The following is a 21,435-nucleotide window of genomic DNA, read 5'->3' as shown; positions in this document are numbered from 1 at the left end:
CTGGTCGGAGGGTGATGTGTGTCATGCAGGTGTGGCAATGGACACAATTAGCTTAGGTGATGTTTCAATCAAAGCGGCAGGGCGCATCCGGGTCTGCGGCATCCTTGAATAATTGGAAAATTTGTTTTGGAGTATTCCGTCCGGGTGACAAGGGCGGCAGCCGGTCTTCATTGAAAAACTCGGCACGGCTTGTTTCCAATCCACCCGTGGGCCTCCCATTCAGCAATTCACATTGAATAAACAATTTATATACGTGATAAGGCATCGGCGGGTGATCGTGCTGGACGGTATCATAAACGGCGAGCATCCGGACTGGTTTTACTCTTAATCCTGCCTCTTCCATTGTTTCCTTGGCAGCGACTTCGCCGGGAGTGAGCCCGACATCTCCCCATCCACCGGGCAGAGCCCATTTTCCATCTGATTTTTCCTGAACCAGTAAAAGTTTCCCTTTTTCCAACACGACAGCCCTTATATCCACTTTAGGGGTTTGATACCCAGTTTCATTTGTGAACAAGTCTGTTAATTTAACATAGGGAATGTCTGTATGGCCGGCGACAATTTCTTTGCTGATTTCACGCAGGCGCTGAAAACGCTCTTGGTCATATACATCGCGAGAATATGCTAGACCGGCCTGTGCCAATGCCTGGATTTCCTTCGCCCATGTTAGCCATTTTGGTTCCATGTCTGTTCCTCCTGTCGATTTCAATTTTATAAAAGCTATTCAAAACGTTCCATTCGAAAATACTGCGGAAGAACGGCTTCCCACCTCTCCTCGGGAGGCAATGTGTTATTCTATCGCTTTGAATGTAACCTGAGGTTTCCGAGGAGCACACTTCCGCTTCCTTCCAGGTTAAAGCACTTGTTATACTGGTCAAATACCCAAATTCGATAAACGCCCTTCCGACTTCAGAGAAGCAACATACGCTATAGTACATCGGAAAAAGGAGGGATTGTTTAAATGAGTGGAGGAGCAGGTTACGGATATGGTTCCGGTTTTGCGTTGATTGTTGTCTTGTTCATCTTGCTTATTATTGTCGGGTCATCATGGTTTGGTGGTGGCGGTGGCTACGGCTACGGCGGATACTAATAAGCTCGACCGGTCCATTTAGATAAACCTAATCAACACAGGAGAGCTTCCAGTTGGAAGCTCTTTGTTTTGCTTTGATCATCATTTTTCACTTTTAGGTCTCCTTTGCATGCTTTTGTTTTCATTCAAGTCCCGACGGTCCAAGGTCATTTTTTCATTTAAAAGAAAACAGACCATGTGTATTTCATCGACATATTCATTTTCCTGTTTGATTGCATTTTTTTCTACTCCGTAACACGTAAACCCCGCTTTTTTATATAAATGTTGAGCTGCAAGGTTATCAGCTACTACACTGAGGCCAAGTTGTTCTATGCCGATTTCCGCTGCATCCTGCTTTGCTTTCTTTAACAATTCATATCCCACTCCATTTGCTCTGGCTGATTTGGTCACGTACATCGCCAGAATGTCTCCCTTGTGAGCCACTTTCTCCTGTTCTTTTCGCAGCATGGTGACAACACCGACAAGTTGTCTCTCCATGTACGCACCATATGTATAATTTGAAACAGCTTCGAGTCTTTTGGCTGTCGAGTCAACTGGATTCTCCTTTGCTATGGCAGCTTGATATGTAGTCAAAAATGCCTCAGGGCTTTCACGCAAAGCCTCCAGCCTCAACTCCCAGTATTCTGCTGCATGTTCAGGGCCAAGTCTGTGTACTTCCAATCAAATTCCTCCTGTAGTTACTAGAATAGATTTTCAGTTTACCATAGCATCCCAGAATGTTGTGAATATTTAACCACCTTTTTTGGAACGAATCCTCTAACGAGTGACAGAATTTCAAGGACAGGTTATTTTACGGAAATGGACCGTCATGATAAACTTTATAAAGGATGAAATCGCACGACGGAGATAGTTAGCGCATTCCACGCTCCTTTCATATACTGCTTATGCAGTTGATTCGGAAGATGATTTACCTGCCGTTTCCCTCATGATAAAATAGATGATGCAGAAAGGAAGTCATAGATGATTACACGTAAAAGCAATCGAGAAATTGAAATGATGCAGGAGGCTGGCAAGCTGCTTGCATCCACCCATAAAGAAATAGCGAAGAGAATGAAACCGGGCATAACCACCATGGAAATAGAGAAATTCGTCGAGGCTTATTTGGCTGAACATGGCGCAACTGCCGAACAGAAAGGCTATAACGGTTACCAGTTTGCCACATGTGCCTCGGTCAATGATGAAATCTGCCACGGCTTCCCTCGCGATGAGGCACTGAAAGACGGTGACATCGTGACGATTGATATGGTGGTCAACTTAAATGGCGGGCTTGCCGACTCGGCTTGGACGTATGCCGTCGGCGATGTTGACGAGAAAGGGAAACGGTTGATGGAAGTCACCGAAAACTCTCTCTACAAAGGAATAGAAAAGGCGCAGGCGGGAAGCCGGATTGGAGATATCGGCCATGCCATCCAAACGTATGCGGAAGCAGAAGGCTTTTCTGTTGTACGTGATTTTACAGGTCATGGTATTGGACCGACGATACATGAAGATCCTCATATTCCCCACTTTGGCTTGGCAGGAAAAGGCCCGCGTTTAAAAGAGGGTATGGTTATCACAATCGAACCGATGTTGAATGAAGGCACCTGGCACAGTCAAATGGACAGCAACAATTGGACCGCACGGACAACCGACCAAGGGAGATCCGCCCAGTATGAGCATACTGTAGTAATTACCAAAGAAGGTCCGAAAATCTTGACCAGTCAGGATCACATCTAAGAGAAAGCAGCACTTGCTTTCTCTTTTTTGGCTCTGGCGGAGTGGGTTGCTTTGACTTATTTGATAAAGGGGGAAATTGTGTGAGAGTTATTTCAATTTGTCCGAGCAATACAGAACTGCTTGATTATTTAGGCAAAGTGGATACCTTGATTGCGGTAGATGATTTTTCTGATTATCCGGAACGGGTGAAACGGTTACCAAAAGTCGGTCCCGACTTATCAATCGATGTTGACAAAATTGCCGGGATGGAGCCCGATTTGGTTTTAGCTTCCCTCAGCGTACCAGGCATGGAAAAAAATATCGAAGCGTTGGACAAACGGCGTATTCCTTACATTATTTTGAACCCGAATTCATTAGAAGAAATCGCAAATGACTTGGAGACAACAGGCATAGCAATTGGGGAAAAGTCCTTGGGAAAACAGAAAGCTTCGGAATTCAAAAATGAAACCGCTTCCTTTAAGGCGGGGACTGATTCCTCCTATCGTCCGTCTCTTTATTGGGAATGGTGGCCAAAGCCGGTTTTTACACCGGGTAAAGAAAATTGGCTCTCGGAAATCAGCGAGCTGGCCGGTGCCAGGAATGTTTTTGAATCGGAAGCGGGGGCTAGTGTACAAACGACCTGGGAAGAAGTGAGGAGCAGGAACCCAGACCATATTTGTCTGGTCTGGGTTGGTATTCAGGAACAAAAGATGCGTCCGGAATTAGTCAAAAAACGTCCTGGTTGGAAAGAGTTGGACGCTGTCCGGCAAAACCGGATTCATGTACTGCCGGAGTCACTGTTCTGCAGACCGTCGCCACGGCTGCTGATCGGACTGGAAAGACTGAATAAAATGCTGGCGAAAGAATGATTCCCTTAACGGTCTCCTTTTATCGCCAAGGTCAGCACGGGGCAAAGCATGCAGAAAAACGCAAATGGCAGGTATGTCAATACGGACACTCCCAACACATCTGCCAAAAAGACACCGCAGACGCTCCATGGTACGAGTGGATTGATGACCGTGCCGGCGTCTTCCAATGTTCGCGACAACTTTTTTCGGGCAATTCCCTGTTCATCATATATTTTTTTATAAGCCTCTCCAGTCAAAAGAATCGATAAATATTGCTCGCCAATCAGGATGTTTGCCCCGATTGCTGTCAACACAGTGGTCAGTGTCACTCTGCGTAGACTTGTCAGTTTGGACTGAATCGATTTTAACAAAGAGGGAATGATGCCAGTTACAAACAGCAGACCACCTAACCCCAGAGCTAAAAGGACGAGGGAAATGGTCAAGAACATGGATTCCATCCCCCCTCTGCTCAGAAGGCCGTCGACTGTTTTGATGCCGGTATCAGCCATGTACCCGGAGTACCAGGTTTTCCAAATCTCCAGCCAATCCATGGTTCCGCTAAAGCCCGCGAGCAGCGTCGCAAGCAGACTGCTGGCGGCGATAGTCAGGAATGCCGGAATTTTAAACAAAGTAAGTACCACCAGGAGGAGAAGCGGGAGCCAGGCATACCAGTGCAGCAATCCAGAACCGGAAAGCCCCTGCTGATATTGTTCAAGTTGAGTCCCGCCTATCTGGCGGTTGGGCGATAGAAAAACAAAAATGATGAAAGTGATCAAAAATGCCGGCAGGGTTGTCCAGGCCATGTTCCGGATGTGTTGAAAAAGGTCGACTTGGACGATGGTTGAAGCAAGGTTGGTAGTATCCGAAAGTGGTGACATTTTATCTCCGAAAAATGCTCCGGATACTATCGCCCCTGCCGAAACTGCTAATGATAAGTCCATTGCTTCGGCCATGCCGATAAAAGCCACGCCGATTGTAGCGCTTGTCGTTAAGGAGCTCCCCAAGGCAGTGCCAATCAGGGCCGTAACGGCAAAAGCAATGGCAAAAAACCAGGTGCCCCCGATGAGCTGGATGCCTGTATTCATTAACACTGGTATAGTGCCGCTTACCATCCAGCTGCTGATCAGGACACCAATCAGTAAAAATAGAAATACGGCGCCGATACCTGTCCGTGCCCCTTCAGCCATTCCTGACTGCAAATCGACAAATGGAATTTTCTTTAGAAGACCGTAGGTTATTACAGTCATGACAGCCAGAATAAGAGGAATGTGCGGAACTGTTTCTAATTTGATAATAAATAAACCAATAATGGCGATGACCAATACCAGCAACATGGCGGCTTCCTGCCATGGCGGTGTCTGTTTGGGATTGATTTGAAACATAAGCATACTCCTTTTGTAGTTTTCAGCTTTTATCTTTTGGATTTCAGGGAGTTTTCTACCCGCGAGGAGACGGATAAAAATAAAAAAGCTCCATCCCTGAAAGGGACGAAGCTTTTTACTCCGCGGTACCACCCTAATTGATGAACGAATCCATCCAGCTTTTAAAACTGCCGCTTCTTGCGATCCTGTAATTCAACTTTACCCTGCCCGGGCTTTCACCAACCGCCCGGTCTCTATCGACTGACAGCAGTAAAGTCTACTTCGGAATCTGCGGAAAACTTTTATGGTAATCTGTTTCCGTGAATCATACAATAAAGCTTGTATCACTGTCAACGCCTTCTTAAGTGGAAAATAGTTGAAACTCTTTCTATTTAACTAGCAATCCGGTATAATGAATGAAAAATTTTTTACACCGGAGGGCGGCACATGTCATTAAAAGCAGTAGTAAGAACAGAGGAATCTGCTCGTCTATATATGGTCCAGAAAGGGGTAGCCAGAGGGGTGCCGATCATGCTTGGTTATTTACCAGTTGCACTTACATATGGTGTATTGGCAAAACAGGCCGGGATGACGGTTGCCGAGATCACTCTGATGAGTGTGCTCGTCTTCGCCGGTGCAAGCCAGTTTATGGGGGCCGCTATGATAGCGGCAGGCACCGGTGCCATCGAAATAATCATTGCTACGTTTGTGTTGAACTTCCGTCATTTTGTAATGAGCTTCTCATTTATGAACCGCCTCCGTTTCATCGGCTTGCAATGGAAGGTGCCTCTTTCACTGGGTTTGACGGATGAAACCTTTTCGGTCGCCTCGATGCACACAGAGGAGGCCAAGCAGGAAAAAGGGATGTATTTTTACGCGGCATTAATGATAACTGCGTATTCTGCATGGGTGGCTGGTTCGTTTTTAGGCGGAGTTCTAGGTGACGTCATCCCGGCAGTTTTGAGCCAGAGTATGGGAATCGCTTTATATGCGATGTTTATCGGATTGCTTTTGCCCAGTGTCAGGAAGGAATTGCGGGTCGGTTTGATAGCAGTCATTGCGATGCTCGTCAATGCCTTTAGCAGTCAATTCATCAGTGATGGCTGGGCGATTGTATCAGGAACGCTTATAGGCGGGCTGTGCGGCGTCTTTCTGTTAAAGGAGGAAAAGCAATGATTTTGTTGATCATCCTTGGCATGTCACTCGTTACCATGATTCCGCGAATATTGCCTGCATACATTGTCGATAAGATCCATTTTCCAGAATGGATGAACAGATGGCTTAATGCCATCCCCTACGCAGCATTGGGAGCATTGATTTTTCCGGGAATATTGACAGTGAAACCCGATCAACCGCATATAGGATTGGCTGGCGGCGCTGTGGCTGTCATTTTGGCCTTCCTGGGTCTTAATAACATTCTTGTTGTTATCGGTGCCATTGTGACTGTCTTTCTTCTGACAATATAAAAAGGAGGAGGGCGTGGATATCCAAGATTGCCCGATATAGCGGAAAGTATAGATACAGAAAGAGGGGAAAAAGGATGTACCATATCAGAAAAGCTGAATTAGAGGATGCTGAACAAATTGCCAATGTGCATGTGAACAGTTGGAAATCAACGTATTTTGAGCTGATTAATGAAAAAGATATGTCCAATATCACCTTCGAAAACCGGAAAGCCTTGTGGGAGACGATTTTAAAAATGCCAACCTCCGGCCAAGTCGCTTTGGTGGTGGAAATTACTGACGGTGAGATTGTCGGCTTTGTGTCAGGAGGCAAAGAACGGACGAAACGATTTGGCTTTGATGGGGAAATATATGCTATTTACTTACTGGCAGATTATCAACGGCAGGGGCTTGGGACCCGCATGCTGGCTGCATTTACGGAAGAAATGGTAAAGGAAGGGTATCAATCCATGCTGGTGTGGGTGCTTACCCAAAATCCCTCGAGCAGATTCTATGCGAAACATGGGGCGCGTCAAATTGAGAAAGAAGATACAACCATCGGTGAAGGTACTTATCAGGAGTCTGCTTTCGGTTGGGAAAATATTCAAGGGCTGTTGAAAAAACTGCAAAGCCTGGAACAGCGGGGTTGAAAAAGTTACTGCACGGCCAAAGCAAAAAACCGGGCGAGTTCAGAGCCTAAGCTTCGAACTCGCCCGGTTTTTTCATTTTCCGCTAATAATTTATAGTTGAGCTTTTTAACCTTCTGCTTAGAATAATAGTGCCATCACAGCTACATAGTCATAGGCTATCCATCTGTGATGGCATCCGGCGCAGGCTCAATATGGATATGGGCATGATTGACGTCATGTTTTTCCTGGAGCAAATCCTCTATTCTCTCGGTGATTTCATGACTTTCTTGTACGTCGAGAGAAGGTTCTACGTATATCGTTACTTCCACCAAGGTCTGGTTACCATGAAGACGGCCTTTGATGTCTTTTACTTCTTTTACCTCTTCATCACTGGCTATGCTGTTTTTTATCGTCAGCAGTTCTCCTTCATCGAAACCATCTGTCAAAGTATGTGTGGCGTCCCGGAAAATATTCCATGCCGTTTTGCAAATGATGACGCCTACAATCAGACCAGCAGCAGGATCCAGCCAATACAGACCGAACTGTGCTCCGGCAATCCCGACGAAGGCTCCAATACTAACCAGTGCATCTGATTTATTATCCTGCGCTGCCGCATGAAGAGAAGAACTGTTTATTTTTTTGGAAAGCCGTAAATTGAATCGATAGACTGCGAGCATAACCAAGGCGCTGCCCAAAGCTGTCCAGGCGGTAATCATGCTGGGCTGAGCCAGGGAATGGTCGATGATTTTCTGAATCGTATCGAGAATGACCTGAAATCCGACGGTAACCATAATGAAGGCTGCAACCAGGGATGCAATTGTTTCAGCCCGGAAGTGACCATAATGGTGGTCTTCATCAGGCGGCTTTCGAGAAATCCGCAAGCCGATTAATACGGCAACGGAAGCAACGACATCTGTTGTATTGTTAAGCCCGTCCGCTCTTAGGGCATCCGAGTTTCCGATAGAAGCGATGATTAACTTGGAAAGAGCCAAAATCAAATAAGCAACGATGCTGATCCAGGCTCCCCGTTCGCCTCTTTTTAAATTTTCATATTGACCCATGAAATAATTGCCTCCGCTTCCTGTCGCTTTTCCAGCAAACATAGCTTATCAAATCAAACTTCAGTAAGTCCAGAGAAAAAAAGCTTGCTCCAGTCACTATAGTTGACCCCAGGCAATTTAGTTTAATCGGTGAAACGCCGGTGCTTAGAATTGTCCAGACTGCATAAGATTAATTGTACACATTTAAGGGTAAAGAAATACAAGGAATCATCTTATTAATCTTTTTATATCAAGGGAGTGAGAGCATGTATCAAGAAACGGTAATTATAGAAGGTTTAGTGGATGGAATGCGCTTCTCCAAACCAATTTCACTCTCCTACAATCCTCAACAGGAAACCATCGAAGAGGCAATCATCAATTTTTATAACAGTCAAGCTCGGACCTTCGATGAACTTGCTGTCCAAAGAGGCTGGGGCGAGTGTTATTGGACATTTCCTTCATACAGTAAAGTAGTCTAATTGGAGGCACGACCTTATTGGTCTGCCTCTCTTTTTTTGCTGTGAACAGAACTGGAAAAAGTTCTTCCGTCCCGGTCACGAACATGAAAGGGAGGCAGAGAATCGGGAAAAACGCACTTCATCTCAGCCGGATTTATAGCATTTTACGAGTCAAAGATAATATAAAACAGCTTACCATTTGCTGGTATGGGGTATAAAAAAGTGCATACTCCTGTAAGAAAGGAGAATACTAGCAGGTAAAATGGAAAGGAGAATGTATCATGGTGAAAATGGCAATTTTTTATTATAGTTCTACGGGGACCAATTATCAATTGGCACAATGGGCCGAAGAGGCAGCAAAGGATGCAGGTGCGGAAGTCAGAGTCAGAAAGATCAAGGAACTTGCACCAGAAGAAGCGATTGCCCAAAATCCGGCATGGAAAGAGCATTATGAGGCAACCAAAGATGTGCCGGAAGCGACCAATGATGACCTCGACTGGGCTGATGGATTTATTTTTAGTGTGCCAACCCGATTCGGGAATGTTCCTTCCCAGGCAAAGCAGTTCTTCGATCAGGCTGGAGGATTATGGGCTCAAGGAAAGCTTGTCAACAAGGTAGTAAGCGCCATGACATCAGCTCAAAATCCGCATGGTGGACAGGAAGCAACGACGTTGAATCTATATACGACTATGTTCCATTGGGGAGCAATCATCGTCGGTCCCGGCTATACGGATCCGGTGACGTTTGCTGCCGGAGGGAACCCGTATGGCATTAGTGTCAGTGTCGATCAGGACGGCAACATGGTAGAGGATGTAGAGGCAGCTGTGAAGCACCAGGCAAAAAGGACGGTTGAAGTGACCAAAAAAATTGCAGAATAAGTAAAAGTCCAAGGGAATGTCCTGTCAACAAAAATTGCAGGACATTCCCTTTCTTAAGGACTTCGATTGAACAAAGGTTAAGACCAGGATGCTGTAAACTAGTTTTTCCTTATTTATGGAAAAACACTTTTTCTCCATGAAGGGACATACCTGCTTCTTGCATGAAAAAGCGGCTCTTAGGAAAACATGAAAGGAGAGAAAATTAGAAAGGAACATTGCCATGCACGCCACGAACAATTCGCATCAGGAAAGCGAAATACACGAAAAAAGATGGGCAATCGTTTCACTGGCTTCGATTCCATTGATCATGACGCTGGGGAACTCGATGCTTATTCCGGTACTCCCCCTAATGGAAAAAGAAATGGATATTTCCAAACTGCAATCAAGTTATATTATTACGGTCTATTCCATTGTAGCCATCTTTTTTATTCCCCTGGCGGGATTTCTGTCCGATCGATTCGGGAGGAAAGTGGTGATCATTCCATCTCTTATCATAGTCGGACTGGGGGGACTCCTATCCGGATATGCTTCTTGGAGGATGAGTGATCCGTTTCCGTATATTTTGCTTGGTCGGATTCTTCAAGGGATTGGTACCTCAGGAACGGCACCGATTGTTCTTCCGCTGGTTGGGGACATGTTCCGCAGGGAGAAGGATGTGAGTGCAACACTTGGATTAATTGAAACCTCCAACACATTTGGCAAGGTACTGAGTCCAATTTTAGGATCGTTGCTGGCTGGAATCATTTGGTTTTTGCCATTTTGGGCCATCCCTGTTTTTTGTGCTATTTCCTTACTCATGATTTTACTACTGGTGCGTAAGCCGAAAAATGACCAAAAAGGACCGCACTTCAAAGAATTTTGGAAGAATACCCGGAAAACGTTCCACCGGCATGGTGGATGGTTGTCGGCTGTATTCACTATAGGTGCGATTCTTATGTTTATTTTGTTCGGTATTTTGTTTTATTTATCAAGTGTCTTAGAGGATCAATACCACTTTACTGGGATAAAAAAGGGCTTATACTTAGCAGGTCCGCTTGCTGCCCTCTGTCTTGCTTCCTATACAACAGGAAAAGTGATCAAGGATGACCTGGTGAAGATGAAATGGATAACTTTTTCCGGGATTTTGTTGTCCGGACTGTCGGTGGTAGCCGTCCGGTTTTCTGATCAATTTGTTTATTTATTGATTGTCTTCTTGCTTTGTGGAATTGGAATAGGGGCTGGTCTTCCGTGTTTAGACGCCTTGATCACAGAAAGTATTGAAAAGGGGGTCAGGGGGACTGTCACCTGTATTTACAGTTCTGCGCGCTATTTAGGTGTTGCAGCAGGACCACCGATCATCGCGTTGTTAATGAAGGTTGACTTGACATGGATGGTAGTGTTGCTTGCATGTCTTGCAGTCGTCGCGGCCTTTCTTTCCTTTAAAACTATCCGACCAGAAGCAGATGGAGAGAAGACGTGACCATAACCGGTAGAGACTCGGACAAAAGCAAGGTGAAACAAATTTGGATTAGAAAAAGGGAAACCATTCTATCCTTTTTAAATGAAAGGTGCGGCTCTCAACTCCGGCCAGGCACTTCGTTTTCCGTGGGCACGGCTTTAGCTGACTTGGTAAAAAATATCCCTTTGCCAAGTGGACTTCAGCTCGTGCTCTTCATAGTACGATGGCTGATTGTTCCCCGTGAAATGCAACTTAAAGGCTTGTCCATCTTGATAAATGGGCTTTTTTGGGAGTTTTGGGAGAAAAAAATAAGGGAACTGGTAAATAAATATTCAGAAAATTATTGCATTATAACTAATTTTCTAGGATAATAAAAAAAAGGAACAAGGGGGCGTGTTCCATGAAAAAGCATAAAATCAATTACAGATTACAGGCTTTTGGAACCAATAGGAAAAGTAAAATCGTGGCCAGACGTGAAATCTCCTATGAAATTAAGCTTGCTACTAAATTACTTCTCGATGAATTATGTTTTAACTGGAACAAATCACGCTTAGAAGCTCAAATCAACAACTCGATTGATGCAAGTGACAGAGAAGCTTTCCTTTCCTTAAGCGAGCAATATCAGTCGTATGTTAAGGAATAAGCAGCGTTAGGTGAATAGATAAATCCTTGCCATTTTTTTTAGGCAGGGATTTTTTTACAGCATTTTTTTCTAAAAGAGCCTTCTCCATTATGTTACACTTAGAAACGTATCATAGAAAACACAACCAGAAATGAAGGGGTTTATCATGAAGGGAAAAGCATTACTCATAACAGCGGCTCTCGGGGCCGTATTGCTAGGCTGTCAGCAGGATGAAGAGCCGAAACCGGGCGAAGATAACCAAGCCAGTCAAACGGAACTGGATGATAAGCAAGCCCTTGACCAATCCGATACACAAAATGAAAATCAGGAATCCGGACAGGATCAGGAAGGGAAAAAAGGCGATGAAAACAACGACAGTAGCAGTGGGAAACTGGAAAAACCGGAGGACGGGGAAGTCGTAACCGTTGAAGACCCGGAAAGTACTTTGGTACTAGTCAATAAACAGTTCAAACTTCCAGACGGTTATGAGCCACCTGACCTGATGGCGCCGGATGTACCGTTTTATTTTGAAGAAGATTTGGAAAAACGCTATATGCGCGAAGAAGCTGCCCATGCACTAGAGGAATTGTTCAGTGGGGCAGAGGAGGCAGGTCTGGATTTGGTTGCCGCTTCCGGATACCGCTCTTATGAACGCCAGGAAGAAATTTATCAGCAAAACGTCGATAGTGTGGGGCAGGAGGAAGCTGACAAATTCTCGGCAAAACCCGGGAATAGTGAGCATCAGACTGGCCTGGCAATGGATGTGACGTCCGCTGAGATGGCTTTTTCACTAGAACAGTCTTTTAAACAGACCGATGAAGGGACTTGGCTGGCAGAGAATGCCCATAGCTATGGTTTTATTATTCGTTATCCAGAAGGGAAAGAGGATATTACCGGTTACAGTTATGAACCTTGGCATATCCGTTATGTCGGGAAAAAGGCCGCCGAGGAAATTTATCAGCGAAATACGACTTTGGAAGAGTACCTGTTTTCTGAATAATACAGCGCGAGCTGTACTGCAATAAAAGCATACAGACCGAACGATGATTCGAAATTCTGATTAATTCGAACTCGTTCGGTTTTTTTTTCACCCTTTAAGCCGAGTCAGGCCATTGCGAGACAATAAACCTTGCTCCGCAAGGTAATGGAAACTTGGCTTTGTAACGCTTTAAGCAGCGTATTGGAACCACTGCTTCTACTTGTTGTTTAACGGCTCGTCTTTGCCGCAGGTGTACATAAATCGAATTCCATAACATATCTGTGTAATACTGAATGTCGCTTTCGCAGCTTTCCTTTTCTGTCATCGAATGGATGGAATCTCTTTTTGAAAAAATAGACAGAATCTTAACAAAATTTGATCGCTATTCTGTTATGCTTGTGTAAAGAGGAAGGGAAGGGAGAAGAGGGATGAAAAATAAACGGGTGCGCAGCTGGCTACTATATGATTGGGGAAATTCCGCTTTTGCCACCACTATCATGGCGGCCATTTTACCGGTGTTTTATTACGATGTGGCTGCCCAAGGGCTTCCGGAAAACATGGCAGCAAGCTACTGGGGATATTCCCAGTCATTGGCGGTATTGCTCGTCGCGGTGATGTCTCCGATCCTGGGAGCGATCAGTGACTACTCAGCAGCCAAAAAACAGTTTTTGCGTTTTTTTGCCTTTATGGGAATGATTGCAAGTGTTCTTCTGGCCTTTGTAGGGGAAGGTGACTATTTATTTGCTTCGATTCTTTTGATCGTCGGTACAATCGGCTTTTCAGGCGGTAATGTTTTTTATGATGCTTTTTTGCCGGAAATAGCAGGAGAGGACAATATCGACAGCATATCGACCAGGGGATTTGCCTTTGGTTATATTGGCGGGGGTCTTTTATTGGCTGTGAATGTCCTGATGCTTCTGAAGCATGATTGGTTTGGCATGCCGGATCAAGCGGTAGCCAGCCGTGTATCCTTTGCCACTGTCGGACTTTGGTGGTTTGTTTTTTCCATTCCGCTATTCCGGAACATTCGGGAAGAAAAGAAACATCAACAGCAGCGCAGTCAATCATATGCCGCGATTGGATTCAAGCGGGTGGCAGGCACATTGAAGGACTTAAAGCAGTACAGGCAGCTCTTGATATTTCTGTTGGCCTTTTGGCTATATAATGATGGAATTTCCACCATTATTAAGATGGCAACCATTTACGGAAAAGACATCGGTATTGATACCAATTCATTGATAACCGCCCTGTTGATCACACAGTTTATTGGCATTCCTTCTACTTTCTTCTTTGGCTGGCTTGCCGGAAAAATTTCGGCGAAGAAGGCATTGCTGATTTCTCTTTATGCCTATGTGGCCATCGTCATTTTAGGATTTTTTATGGTTTCCGCTTTTCATTTTTATTTGCTGGCAGTTAGTGTCGGTCTGGTCCAGGGTGGTGCACAGGCATTGAGCCGTTCGATTTACGGGAGGATGATACCAGCAGACAGGCATGCAGAATTTTACGGTTTTTACGGAATTTCTTCAAAATTCGCAGCTGTTTTCGGACCGTTTCTGTTTGGTTTCGTCGGACAATTAACTGGTTCAAGCAGGTTCGGTATTATTTCCTTATTGCTTTTCTTTATAGCGGGAATTGTGCTGTTGCAACTGGTGAATATAGATAAAGGGGTTGAGGAAGCGAATAAACAGACGAACGATGACTTAAAAGTGGAAGTATATTGACGGGATGATTGATAAAAAAAAGTCCGGCAGTGTTAAAACGGAGGCGTCCAAACTACTGCCGAGGACCGAATGGCTTCTCATTTCCGGCTGTTGACAACAAACCGCCATTCAAACAATTGGATCACTGTATTGATTGGTCAATCCCAAGTGAAGGGCCTTGCCGGTGTCGTAAGATACATTGTCGATCAATGCCCTCCACTTTTCTTTATTGGATTCTGAAGGGCTATTCCAATAACGGATGACTTCATTCATGATCTCGATTCCTTCCAGTCTTGCCTGTTCGAGCAATTCCCAAAAGCTTTCCTCAGAAGGCTCTTGTGTTGCCGGGTGATACTAGGTAGATCCTGACTCGTTGAGAAAATCGACATGGTCTGTCACTGGACGATGGGAAAAAGCAGAAACCAATGAAGGAAATAAAGCATTTTTCCAGCCATGAGGATCGTAAAGCAGCTGCAGAGCGCGTTTCATGTCGCGATAGGCATCCTCGACGTATTGGTCTCCAAGGTCCTCAGGGAGGTCGGGATAATGTTTGTTGATCAAATTTGTCAGTAATTCCGAAACCTCTTTTCCCAGACGGCGGCCGGTGTCCAGCTCCTTGTAGACGGGAGCTTTCCAAGTTTTTAAACGACGCATTTTCTCTGCGACCAGTGTATCGATGATAATTTCTAAACGCTGATGGTTGCTGCCTCGGTATCCCGCTTTGTAATGAATATAAGGATGGGCGTTCCGATCAAGAATATGATGGGTGGTAAAGCCGAAAACGTAGGCTTGGGCGTCGAGTGTTTTGTTTTTTGCTTCTGTGATAAGATCTGCCAGGAAATCCCCGCATTTTTCAGTATGCAAAAGGGTACCGATTCGGTTTACAGCCGACGGATTTTTCCATGGCAAAAAATCATGGTAAAAAAATGGATCGGGACCTTGTGCGCCGATTTTCATATATGAATCCTGTTGAATGAATGGATTTTCCACCGTCAAAGAATCGGCGATTTCTTCGCAAAACAATATATGTGTCCAACTGTTTGGCATTTCAATTCCTCCCTGGCAGGGTAAACTGTTTGCAAGCTATTATATCGAATGATCCAGCAAAAAAGAATGTCTATTCTGCGAAAAGATTGTGTCGATTTCAAGACGGGCGAAAAAAAGAAAGAGAGCCTTGCTGGGAAGGCTCTCTTTCACCACTTATAATGCTTGAGCATCGACGAAGAAACGATATCCTGAAAGTCTCTCCCTTCGCTTGCTTTATCTTTATTTTATCATGAAGCGTGAATAGGATAAATAGTCGGAAGATTAAATCCTAATATTGTCAACGAACCGTCGGTTTTCTACATTTCTTGAAAATTTGGTACAATGAAGAAGTAGTATAACCAAAGGGAGGATGTCTGTGATGGATTATCGGATTGAAAAAGATACATTGGGAGAAATGCACGTTGCAGCTGATAAATTTTGGGGCGCACAAACACAACGAAGCAAGCAAAACTTTCCGATTGGTTCGGAGAAAATGCCACAGGAAGTCATTGATGGCTTTGCAGTTTTGAAAAAAAGCGCTGCAATGGCGAACCGTGACCTTGGCCTGTTGGAAGAAGATAAAGCGGAAGCGATTGCCTTTGCAGCCGATCAAATTTTGGCAGGGGAACTGAAGGAACACTTTCCATTAGTTGTCTGGCAGACAGGAAGCGGCACGCAATCCAATATGAATGTCAACGAGGTAATTGCCTATGTGGGAAACCAGTGGTTGGATGAAAAGAATAGTGAGTACAAGCTGCATCCAAATGACGATGTCAATAAGTCGCAAAGTTCGAATGATACATATCCCACCGCTTTGCACATCGGGGCTGTGCTCAAATTAGAGGATACTGTCCTTCCTTCCCTTGACACCTTGAAACAAACTTTAAAAGAAAAAATGGAAGCGTTTCAGGAAATTGTGAAGATCGGTCGTACCCATTTACAGGATGCCACCCCGCTGACACTGGGACAGGAAATCAGCGGCTGGCACCGGATGCTCGAAAAAACAGAAGCGATGCTGGTCGACAGCATCCGATATGTAAAAGAACTGGCGATCGGCGGTACAGCAGTGGGTACAGGGTTAAACGCCCATCCAGAATTCTCGGAACGTGTTTGTAAAAAAATAAATGAATATACTGGAAAGGATTTTGTATCTGCTCCAAATAAATTCCATGCGTTGACGAGCCATGATGAGCTGGTTCATTCGCATGGTGCGTTGAAAGCTTTGGCGGCAGACTTGATGAAGATCGCCAATGATGTACGTTGGCTTGCCAGCGGTCCTCGTTGTGGCATCGGGGAAATTACTATTCCGGCGAACGAGCCAGGCAGCTCGATCATGCCTGGAAAAGTGAATCCAACCCAAAGCGAAGCTGTTACCATGGTCGCAGTCCAAGTTATGGGAAACGATGCTGCGATCGGTTTCGCCGCGAGTCAAGGAAATTTTGAACTAAATGTCTTCAAACCAGTTATTGCCCATAACTTTATTCAGTCGGCCCAACTATTGGCGGACAGCATGCTTTCATTTAATGAGCGCTGCGTAAAAGGTTTGGAGCCTAATCTTGAGAATATCGAGAAAAACCTGAAGGATTCACTAATGTTGGTAACGGCTTTGAATCCGCATATTGGTTATGAAAATGCTGCAAAAATTGCTAAAAAAGCCTTTGCAGATAACACCACACTAAAACAAGCAGCGGTTGATTCAGGCTTGTTGACGGCGGAGCAGTTTGACGAATACATCAACCCAAAAGAAATGACCTATCCAAAGTAAGCCGAAAGAAAGATTAAATAACATAGAATGAAAAAACCGGACGATAATTCGAAACACCTTTTCGAGTTTGTTCGGTTTTTCTTTTTCTGCGCATGATCCATGAAAGAACAAAGGAAGTCGAAAACGTGCCCGGAAATAAATAAAAATGATTGAACAGTTTTTTTATCGGGGATATATACCAAGCAAGAATATGTTTCCGATAGGAGGTCAAGGTTAATGAGTAAAGTGATTGCTTACGGCAAAGAACTGGGCAAAGAATTTAAAAAAGATGATGCAACCACATTGGCGGCAGCCCAAGCGTTTTATTATCTGCTTGCGATTGTCCCTTTATTGATTTTGTTGTTGTCGATTCTTCCATATTTATCAATCGATCCACAACGAGCTGTAGGATTTGTGGAAAATGTCGTTCCTTCTGAAATCGCCGGTACTTTTGAAGATACTGTCGTGAACGTCGTCACTAATCAGCGCGGCGGTTTGCTGACGATTGGTATTCTGGGGACTCTTTGGTCAGCCTCCAAGGCTGTCAACGCTTTTATCGATGCATCCAACCATGCGTACAATGTGGAAGAAACACGCTCTTTTATCAAAGTGAAATTATTATCCCTTGGTTTGACATTGGGAATGGTGCTTGCATTGGCGGTAGCATTGGTTCTTCCTATTTTTGGCGGTGTTCTGCTCGATTTTGTCAATTCGGTGATCAATTTGCCGAGTGGAACAGAAGTACTGATAAATGTGCTGCGCTGGGTGGTCAGTATCGTGGTGATGATTGTGATTTTAACAGCATTGTACTGGCTGGCGCCAAACATTGATTTTCCAATCCGACAGGTAGTACCAGGAGCTGTTTGTGCAGCAGTGCTATGGCAGGTCATTTCTTTCGGATTTTCCTTTTATTTAGGGAACTTCGGCAACTATTCTGCTACTTATGGTAGTCTTGGCGGCGTAGTCATCCTCTTGCTTTGGTTCTTTCTGACAGGCCTGACGCTTGTCGTCGGCGCAGAAATCAATGCCATTTATCACCGGAAAAAGAAGACGCGAGAAGACGCAAGTGCCTGAGTGGTTTACAGGTTAATGCTGAATTACCAATGTTTTCTCCTGATAATCTGTCGGTTCTGTCCCATACTAGGATTACAGGAGGTGATACACATGGCAAGCAACAATTCCAATCAATTACTAGTGCCTGGTATCGAACAAGCTTTGGATCAAATGAAAGTCGAAATTGCACAAGAATTCGGCGTCAGCCTTGGTGCTGATACAGTATCCCGTGCCAATGGATCTGTAGGTGGAGAAATCACCAAACGTCTTGTAAGAACTGCTCAACAGCAAATGGGCGGATCACAACAATTTTAATTTTCCCCTCTGACAATTTTATAATATGGCTGAGGAGGCGCTTGTTACAAGTGCCTCCTCCTTTCTTTTTTTGAGGAAAAAGAAACTTCGGATCTTCAGCGTGAAGGTCAGTGTTGGATATCATGGCACTGGAGAACGACTTCCTGAGCATGATATATTTACCAAACAAGCGGATAAATATTATCCGCCTTCCCGTAAATAATAGGGTTACAGGAGGTGATACACATGGCAAGCAACAACAACAACCAATTGCTAGTACCAGGAGTAGAGCAAGCTTTAGATCAAATGAAGGTCGAAATCGCTCAAGAATTCGGAGTAAACCTAGGCGCTGACACCACCTCTCGTGCCAACGGATCTGTTGGTGGAGAAATCACCAAACGTCTTGTGAGAACTGCCCAACAACAAATGGGTGGTACGCAACAATCATAAGTGAATCAATAATGGCAGGGAGAGACATCTTTTCAGGTGTCTCTCCTACTTACGTTCCAAGAAATTTTTATAAGTTGCTTTTCATAGGGAAGCTTGCTCAACCAGTACGTATTTCGAAATCCTGCATTATCTCGTTTTTAATAGGAAGCAGCAGAAGAAAATAAACTCCTGGTTTTTGAAAACAGTTATTTATAAAGTGAAGATCCGGGAAAAGTAATGGTACACGTGATATTTGGAGGGAGATGACGGCATGTATGCTTATGCTTGTCCGCTTTGCAATGGAATGAGAACAGTTCAAAGAGCGTGCGAAAAGTGTGGGGGAGAGATGACGGACCAGGGGAAACTGGTTGATTTCATGGGGGATTACAGTCCATATCTCGATATGGAAATCGTCAAGACCGTCGACGGTGTTAAAGACTCCAGGAGCAGTCATACCTGTGTCCACTTATTTCAGTGTTTGGATTGTGATATGCAGAAGACGGAGGTGATACAGGAAGTCCCCAAGTGAAAAAAAGAGCAACAAGCTTGGGGGGATGCTTGCTGCTCCGAAAAAACCTTATCTAATTCTTAATTCAGAATCTATATCGAAAAAGTGGGCTTTGTTCATGTCAAGGGCCAAGTCGATTGTTTCTCCGCCGTTAATGTCTGTCCGTGAATCTACCCGGGCAATGAAATCCTGATCATTTACTTTGGAGTAAAGGTAAGACTCTGATCCCATCAATTCGGCAACATCGATGGTAGCGGTGATTTTTGTGCCTGGAGTCGACTCGATAAAGACTGGCTCATCGTGCATGTCTTCTGGACGAATGCCAAGAAGGACTTCTTTCCCTACATAATTTTGAGCGCGAAGGGTTTTCATTTTTCCTTCCGGAACCTGGATTTTGATATCCCCGATTTGGAATTCTCCTTCACTTAACGTACCGGTCAGGAAGTTCATGGAAGGAGAACCGATAAATCCTCCGACAAAAACGTTCTCCGGTTTGTCATATACTTCTTTTGGTGCGCCTACCTGCTGAATGATCCCATCTTTCAAAACAACAAGGCGGGTGGCCATCGTCATCGCTTCCGTCTGATCGTGGGTAACGTAAATGGTAGTAGTCTGCAGACGTTTATGAAGCTTTTGGATTTCAGCGCGCATTTGAACACGCAGCTTTGCATCCAGGTTGGAAAGCGGCTCATCCATCAGGAACACTTTGGCATCGCGGACAATGGCACGGCCAAGCGCCACACGCTGACGCTGTCCACCCGACAACGCTTTCGGTTTGCGGTCCAGATACCCTTCAAGACCAAGAATTTTCGCAGCGTTTTGAACGCGCTGATCGATTTCGTCTTTTTTGAATTTACGTAGCTTCAATCCAAAAGCCATGTTGTCATAGACATTCATATGCGGATATAGGGCATAGTTTTGAAAGACCATGGCGATGTCGCGATCCTTCGGCGCCACGTCATTCATGCGAGTGTTATCAATATAAAAGTCTCCGTCTGAAATTTCTTCCAAACCGGCAATCATCCTTAAGGTAGTGGACTTTCCGCAGCCGGAAGGACCGACAAATACCACAAATTCTTTGTCAGCGATTTCCAGGTTGAAATCCTCGACCGCTGTTACGTTTTTATCGTAGACTTTGTAAATGTTCTTTAGACTAAGTTCAGCCATGTTTATCTCCTCCCGCTTTATGTAAGCGTTTTTATTTCTTGTTAATAAGTGTACGCAATTGTCTGATAAACGTAAATGGACGAGATGCACAAAGTCGTGCAGGAGGTTTTGTGCACACTTACCAAATCAGCGTAATTGATTCATCATAAGTGCTAAGTAAACTGTTAACGCGCCTTTGAATTGTTTGACATCGATCCCTGTTTTTTCAATGAATTTGTCCACCCGGTACTGAAGGCTGTTCCGGTGCATGTATAGTTTTTTGGCAGCCATAGTGGCATTGGAGTTGCATTCAAGAAATGTTTGGATGGTAGCAAGCAATTCTTTCTCTTCCAGCGTATCCTGGAAAACAGCGTGAACAATCTCTTCTTTTTGTACGCCCGGCTGCGAAAGGAAGAGGTACGGCACAGCATCGACAAAAGATACGACAGAGCCTTTGTTGTAGGCACGTATCGTCTCAAACCATTCAGCACCTTTTTGAAAATGTTGGCGAGCCCGGGCCAAATCGGAGAAAAACGGTCCGATAAAAAGACGGACTTTCATATAAAAATCGCTCATTAACAAATCGGTGATTTGTCCATAGCTGATTTCCCCATCTTCCTGCTTGCGGCCGTGTTCAACGATGATACCTTCATTTGCTGAAATCCAAACGATGGGAACAAATTCCGGATAAAAGCCGGCAATAGCCTCCCGAAAAGATGCGGGTTCAATATTGGCTTCAGATAAGTGAAAATGGATAAAACGGTAAGTTTCTCCTTTTATATCCGGCAATAGAGCTGGTGGTGTGCTATGAAAGAGCAGTTCCGTCCAGGCAAGTTCCTGGTGGTTGATTGGTGCATGATGGAAGTGATATGGACGAAGGAAGGCCTCCAGGAGATGCAAGTCCTTCTCCGTGAGCTCCTTTTCCGGAATGCCGACTATTTCATTTTTATCGGTGGTGAACCATTTGTAAGCATCTATGTCAGGCTGATCTTCAGGACTGTATTCAATCAGTCCGGGAAAAGCAGCATGCAGCTTGTTGATCATAAAAACGCCTCATT

The 21,435-nt window shown here is 44.7% G+C and carries 24 protein-coding genes; 16 read left to right on the top strand and 8 right to left on the bottom strand.

The features are described 5' to 3' along the window. Positions 1–64 precede the first annotated feature (64 nt). Complete coding sequence (locus tag F6X55_RS05900; protein ID WP_153462366.1) at positions 65–682, bottom strand: NUDIX hydrolase; 618 nt, start codon at positions 680–682, stop codon at positions 65–67. Positions 683–958: 276 nt separating this feature from the next. On the opposite strand from F6X55_RS05900, the gene F6X55_RS05895 reads away from it, so the two are divergent. Next, positions 959–1,087, top strand: coding sequence for a YjcZ family sporulation protein (locus F6X55_RS05895; protein WP_074598195.1), 129 nt, complete (start codon positions 959–961; stop codon positions 1,085–1,087). An 81-nt stretch (positions 1,088–1,168) separates the two neighbouring features. Here F6X55_RS05895 and F6X55_RS05890 read toward each other — a convergent pair whose 3' ends face one another. Next, positions 1,169–1,747 (bottom strand): GNAT family N-acetyltransferase, encoded by a 579-nt coding sequence (locus F6X55_RS05890; RefSeq protein ID WP_153462365.1) that lies wholly within the window; start codon positions 1,745–1,747, stop codon positions 1,169–1,171. A gap of 300 nt (positions 1,748–2,047) precedes the next feature. Here F6X55_RS05890 and map point away from each other — a divergent pair, with 300 nt between their 5' ends. Together map and F6X55_RS05880 are read left to right on the top strand one after the other, a co-directional pair. Next, positions 2,048–2,803: a type I methionyl aminopeptidase gene (gene map / locus F6X55_RS05885; RefSeq protein ID WP_153462363.1), complete on the top strand. Its 756-nt coding sequence runs from the start codon at positions 2,048–2,050 to the stop codon at positions 2,801–2,803. An 80-nt stretch (positions 2,804–2,883) separates the two neighbouring features. Further along, positions 2,884–3,651, top strand: a complete 768-nt coding sequence (locus tag F6X55_RS05880) for a cobalamin-binding protein (RefSeq protein ID WP_153462361.1) — start codon at positions 2,884–2,886, stop codon at positions 3,649–3,651. Positions 3,652–3,656: 5 nt separating this feature from the next. On the opposite strand, the gene nhaC is transcribed toward F6X55_RS05880, so the two are convergent. Then, the gene (nhaC, locus tag F6X55_RS05875; RefSeq protein WP_026569090.1) at positions 3,657–5,012 is read right to left on the bottom strand and encodes a Na+/H+ antiporter NhaC; all 1,356 of its coding nucleotides are present in this window, start codon (positions 5,010–5,012) and stop codon (positions 3,657–3,659) included. 426 nt (positions 5,013–5,438) lie between these two features. Here nhaC and F6X55_RS05870 point away from each other — a divergent pair, with 426 nt between their 5' ends. The 3 genes from F6X55_RS05870 to F6X55_RS05860 all read left to right on the top strand — a co-directional run bounded on the left by F6X55_RS05870 (position 5,439) and on the right by F6X55_RS05860 (position 7,083). Beyond that, positions 5,439–6,167 carry an AzlC family ABC transporter permease gene (locus F6X55_RS05870; protein WP_153462359.1) on the top strand — a complete coding sequence of 243 codons (729 nt, stop codon included), beginning with the start codon at positions 5,439–5,441 and terminating at the stop codon, positions 6,165–6,167. Beyond that, positions 6,164–6,457, top strand: a complete 294-nt coding sequence (locus tag F6X55_RS05865) for an AzlD domain-containing protein (RefSeq protein ID WP_153462357.1) — start codon at positions 6,164–6,166, stop codon at positions 6,455–6,457. The genes F6X55_RS05870 and F6X55_RS05865 overlap by 4 nt, the downstream gene beginning before the upstream one ends. A gap of 74 nt (positions 6,458–6,531) precedes the next feature. After that, complete coding sequence (locus F6X55_RS05860; protein WP_153462355.1) at positions 6,532–7,083, top strand: GNAT family N-acetyltransferase; 552 nt, start codon at positions 6,532–6,534, stop codon at positions 7,081–7,083. 155 nt (positions 7,084–7,238) lie between these two features. Here F6X55_RS05860 and F6X55_RS05855 read toward each other — a convergent pair whose 3' ends face one another. Next, positions 7,239–8,123 carry a cation diffusion facilitator family transporter gene (locus F6X55_RS05855; protein ID WP_026771795.1) on the bottom strand — a complete coding sequence of 295 codons (885 nt, stop codon included), beginning with the start codon at positions 8,121–8,123 and terminating at the stop codon, positions 7,239–7,241. A 245-nt stretch (positions 8,124–8,368) separates the two neighbouring features. On the opposite strand from F6X55_RS05855, the gene F6X55_RS05850 reads away from it, so the two are divergent. The 6 genes from F6X55_RS05850 (at position 8,369) to F6X55_RS05825 (ending at position 14,198) form a co-directional block, all read left to right on the top strand. Beyond that, positions 8,369–8,581 (top strand): hypothetical protein, encoded by a 213-nt coding sequence (locus tag F6X55_RS05850; RefSeq protein ID WP_026569095.1) that lies wholly within the window; start codon positions 8,369–8,371, stop codon positions 8,579–8,581. A gap of 260 nt (positions 8,582–8,841) precedes the next feature. Continuing rightward, on the top strand, positions 8,842–9,438 hold the full coding sequence (gene wrbA, locus F6X55_RS05845) for an NAD(P)H:quinone oxidoreductase (protein WP_026569096.1): 597 nt from the start codon (positions 8,842–8,844) through the stop codon (positions 9,436–9,438). Between the two features lie 220 nt (positions 9,439–9,658). Further along, positions 9,659–10,897 (top strand): MFS transporter, encoded by a 1,239-nt coding sequence (locus F6X55_RS05840; RefSeq protein WP_153462353.1) that lies wholly within the window; start codon positions 9,659–9,661, stop codon positions 10,895–10,897. A gap of 379 nt (positions 10,898–11,276) precedes the next feature. After that, positions 11,277–11,519, top strand: a complete 243-nt coding sequence (locus tag F6X55_RS05835) for an IDEAL domain-containing protein (RefSeq protein ID WP_026569099.1) — start codon at positions 11,277–11,279, stop codon at positions 11,517–11,519. Between the two features lie 145 nt (positions 11,520–11,664). Next, entirely contained in the window at positions 11,665–12,498 is an 834-nt protein-coding gene (locus tag F6X55_RS05830; RefSeq protein WP_153462351.1) for a M15 family metallopeptidase, read from the top strand. A 407-nt stretch (positions 12,499–12,905) separates the two neighbouring features. Further along, the gene (locus tag F6X55_RS05825) at positions 12,906–14,198 is read left to right on the top strand and encodes an MFS transporter (protein ID WP_153462350.1); all 1,293 of its coding nucleotides are present in this window, start codon (positions 12,906–12,908) and stop codon (positions 14,196–14,198) included. A gap of 108 nt (positions 14,199–14,306) precedes the next feature. Here F6X55_RS05825 and F6X55_RS20180 read toward each other — a convergent pair whose 3' ends face one another. Continuing rightward, complete coding sequence (locus F6X55_RS20180) at positions 14,307–14,450, bottom strand: hypothetical protein (protein ID WP_237648606.1); 144 nt, start codon at positions 14,448–14,450, stop codon at positions 14,307–14,309. An 81-nt stretch (positions 14,451–14,531) separates the two neighbouring features. Continuing rightward, positions 14,532–15,224, bottom strand: a complete 693-nt coding sequence (locus tag F6X55_RS05820) for a zinc dependent phospholipase C family protein (RefSeq protein WP_237648605.1) — start codon at positions 15,222–15,224, stop codon at positions 14,532–14,534. A gap of 358 nt (positions 15,225–15,582) precedes the next feature. On the opposite strand from F6X55_RS05820, the gene fumC reads away from it, so the two are divergent. The 4 genes from fumC (at position 15,583) to F6X55_RS05800 (ending at position 18,744) form a co-directional block, all read left to right on the top strand. After that, the gene (fumC, locus tag F6X55_RS05815; RefSeq protein WP_153462348.1) at positions 15,583–16,968 is read left to right on the top strand and encodes a class II fumarate hydratase; all 1,386 of its coding nucleotides are present in this window, start codon (positions 15,583–15,585) and stop codon (positions 16,966–16,968) included. A gap of 216 nt (positions 16,969–17,184) precedes the next feature. After that, positions 17,185–18,021 (top strand): YihY/virulence factor BrkB family protein, encoded by an 837-nt coding sequence (locus tag F6X55_RS05810; RefSeq protein WP_026569104.1) that lies wholly within the window; start codon positions 17,185–17,187, stop codon positions 18,019–18,021. Positions 18,022–18,111: 90 nt separating this feature from the next. Next, complete coding sequence (locus tag F6X55_RS05805) at positions 18,112–18,315, top strand: alpha/beta-type small acid-soluble spore protein (RefSeq protein WP_026569105.1); 204 nt, start codon at positions 18,112–18,114, stop codon at positions 18,313–18,315. A 225-nt stretch (positions 18,316–18,540) separates the two neighbouring features. Continuing rightward, complete coding sequence (locus tag F6X55_RS05800) at positions 18,541–18,744, top strand: alpha/beta-type small acid-soluble spore protein (protein ID WP_026569106.1); 204 nt, start codon at positions 18,541–18,543, stop codon at positions 18,742–18,744. Positions 18,745–19,300: 556 nt separating this feature from the next. Here F6X55_RS05800 and F6X55_RS05795 read toward each other — a convergent pair. Next, positions 19,301–20,398, bottom strand: a complete 1,098-nt coding sequence (locus F6X55_RS05795) for an ABC transporter ATP-binding protein (RefSeq protein WP_026569108.1) — start codon at positions 20,396–20,398, stop codon at positions 19,301–19,303. A 126-nt stretch (positions 20,399–20,524) separates the two neighbouring features. Continuing rightward, a complete protein-coding gene (locus tag F6X55_RS05790; RefSeq protein ID WP_153462346.1) occupies positions 20,525–21,421 on the bottom strand; it encodes a PucR family transcriptional regulator in 897 nt (298 codons plus the stop codon). Positions 21,422–21,435: the final 14 nt, after the last annotated feature.

The organism is Sediminibacillus terrae, assembly GCF_009602435.1.
GTDB classification, from domain to species: domain Bacteria; phylum Bacillota; class Bacilli; order Bacillales; family Amphibacillaceae; genus Sediminibacillus; species Sediminibacillus terrae.
This window is presented reverse-complemented; position numbering and strand designations above follow the sequence as displayed.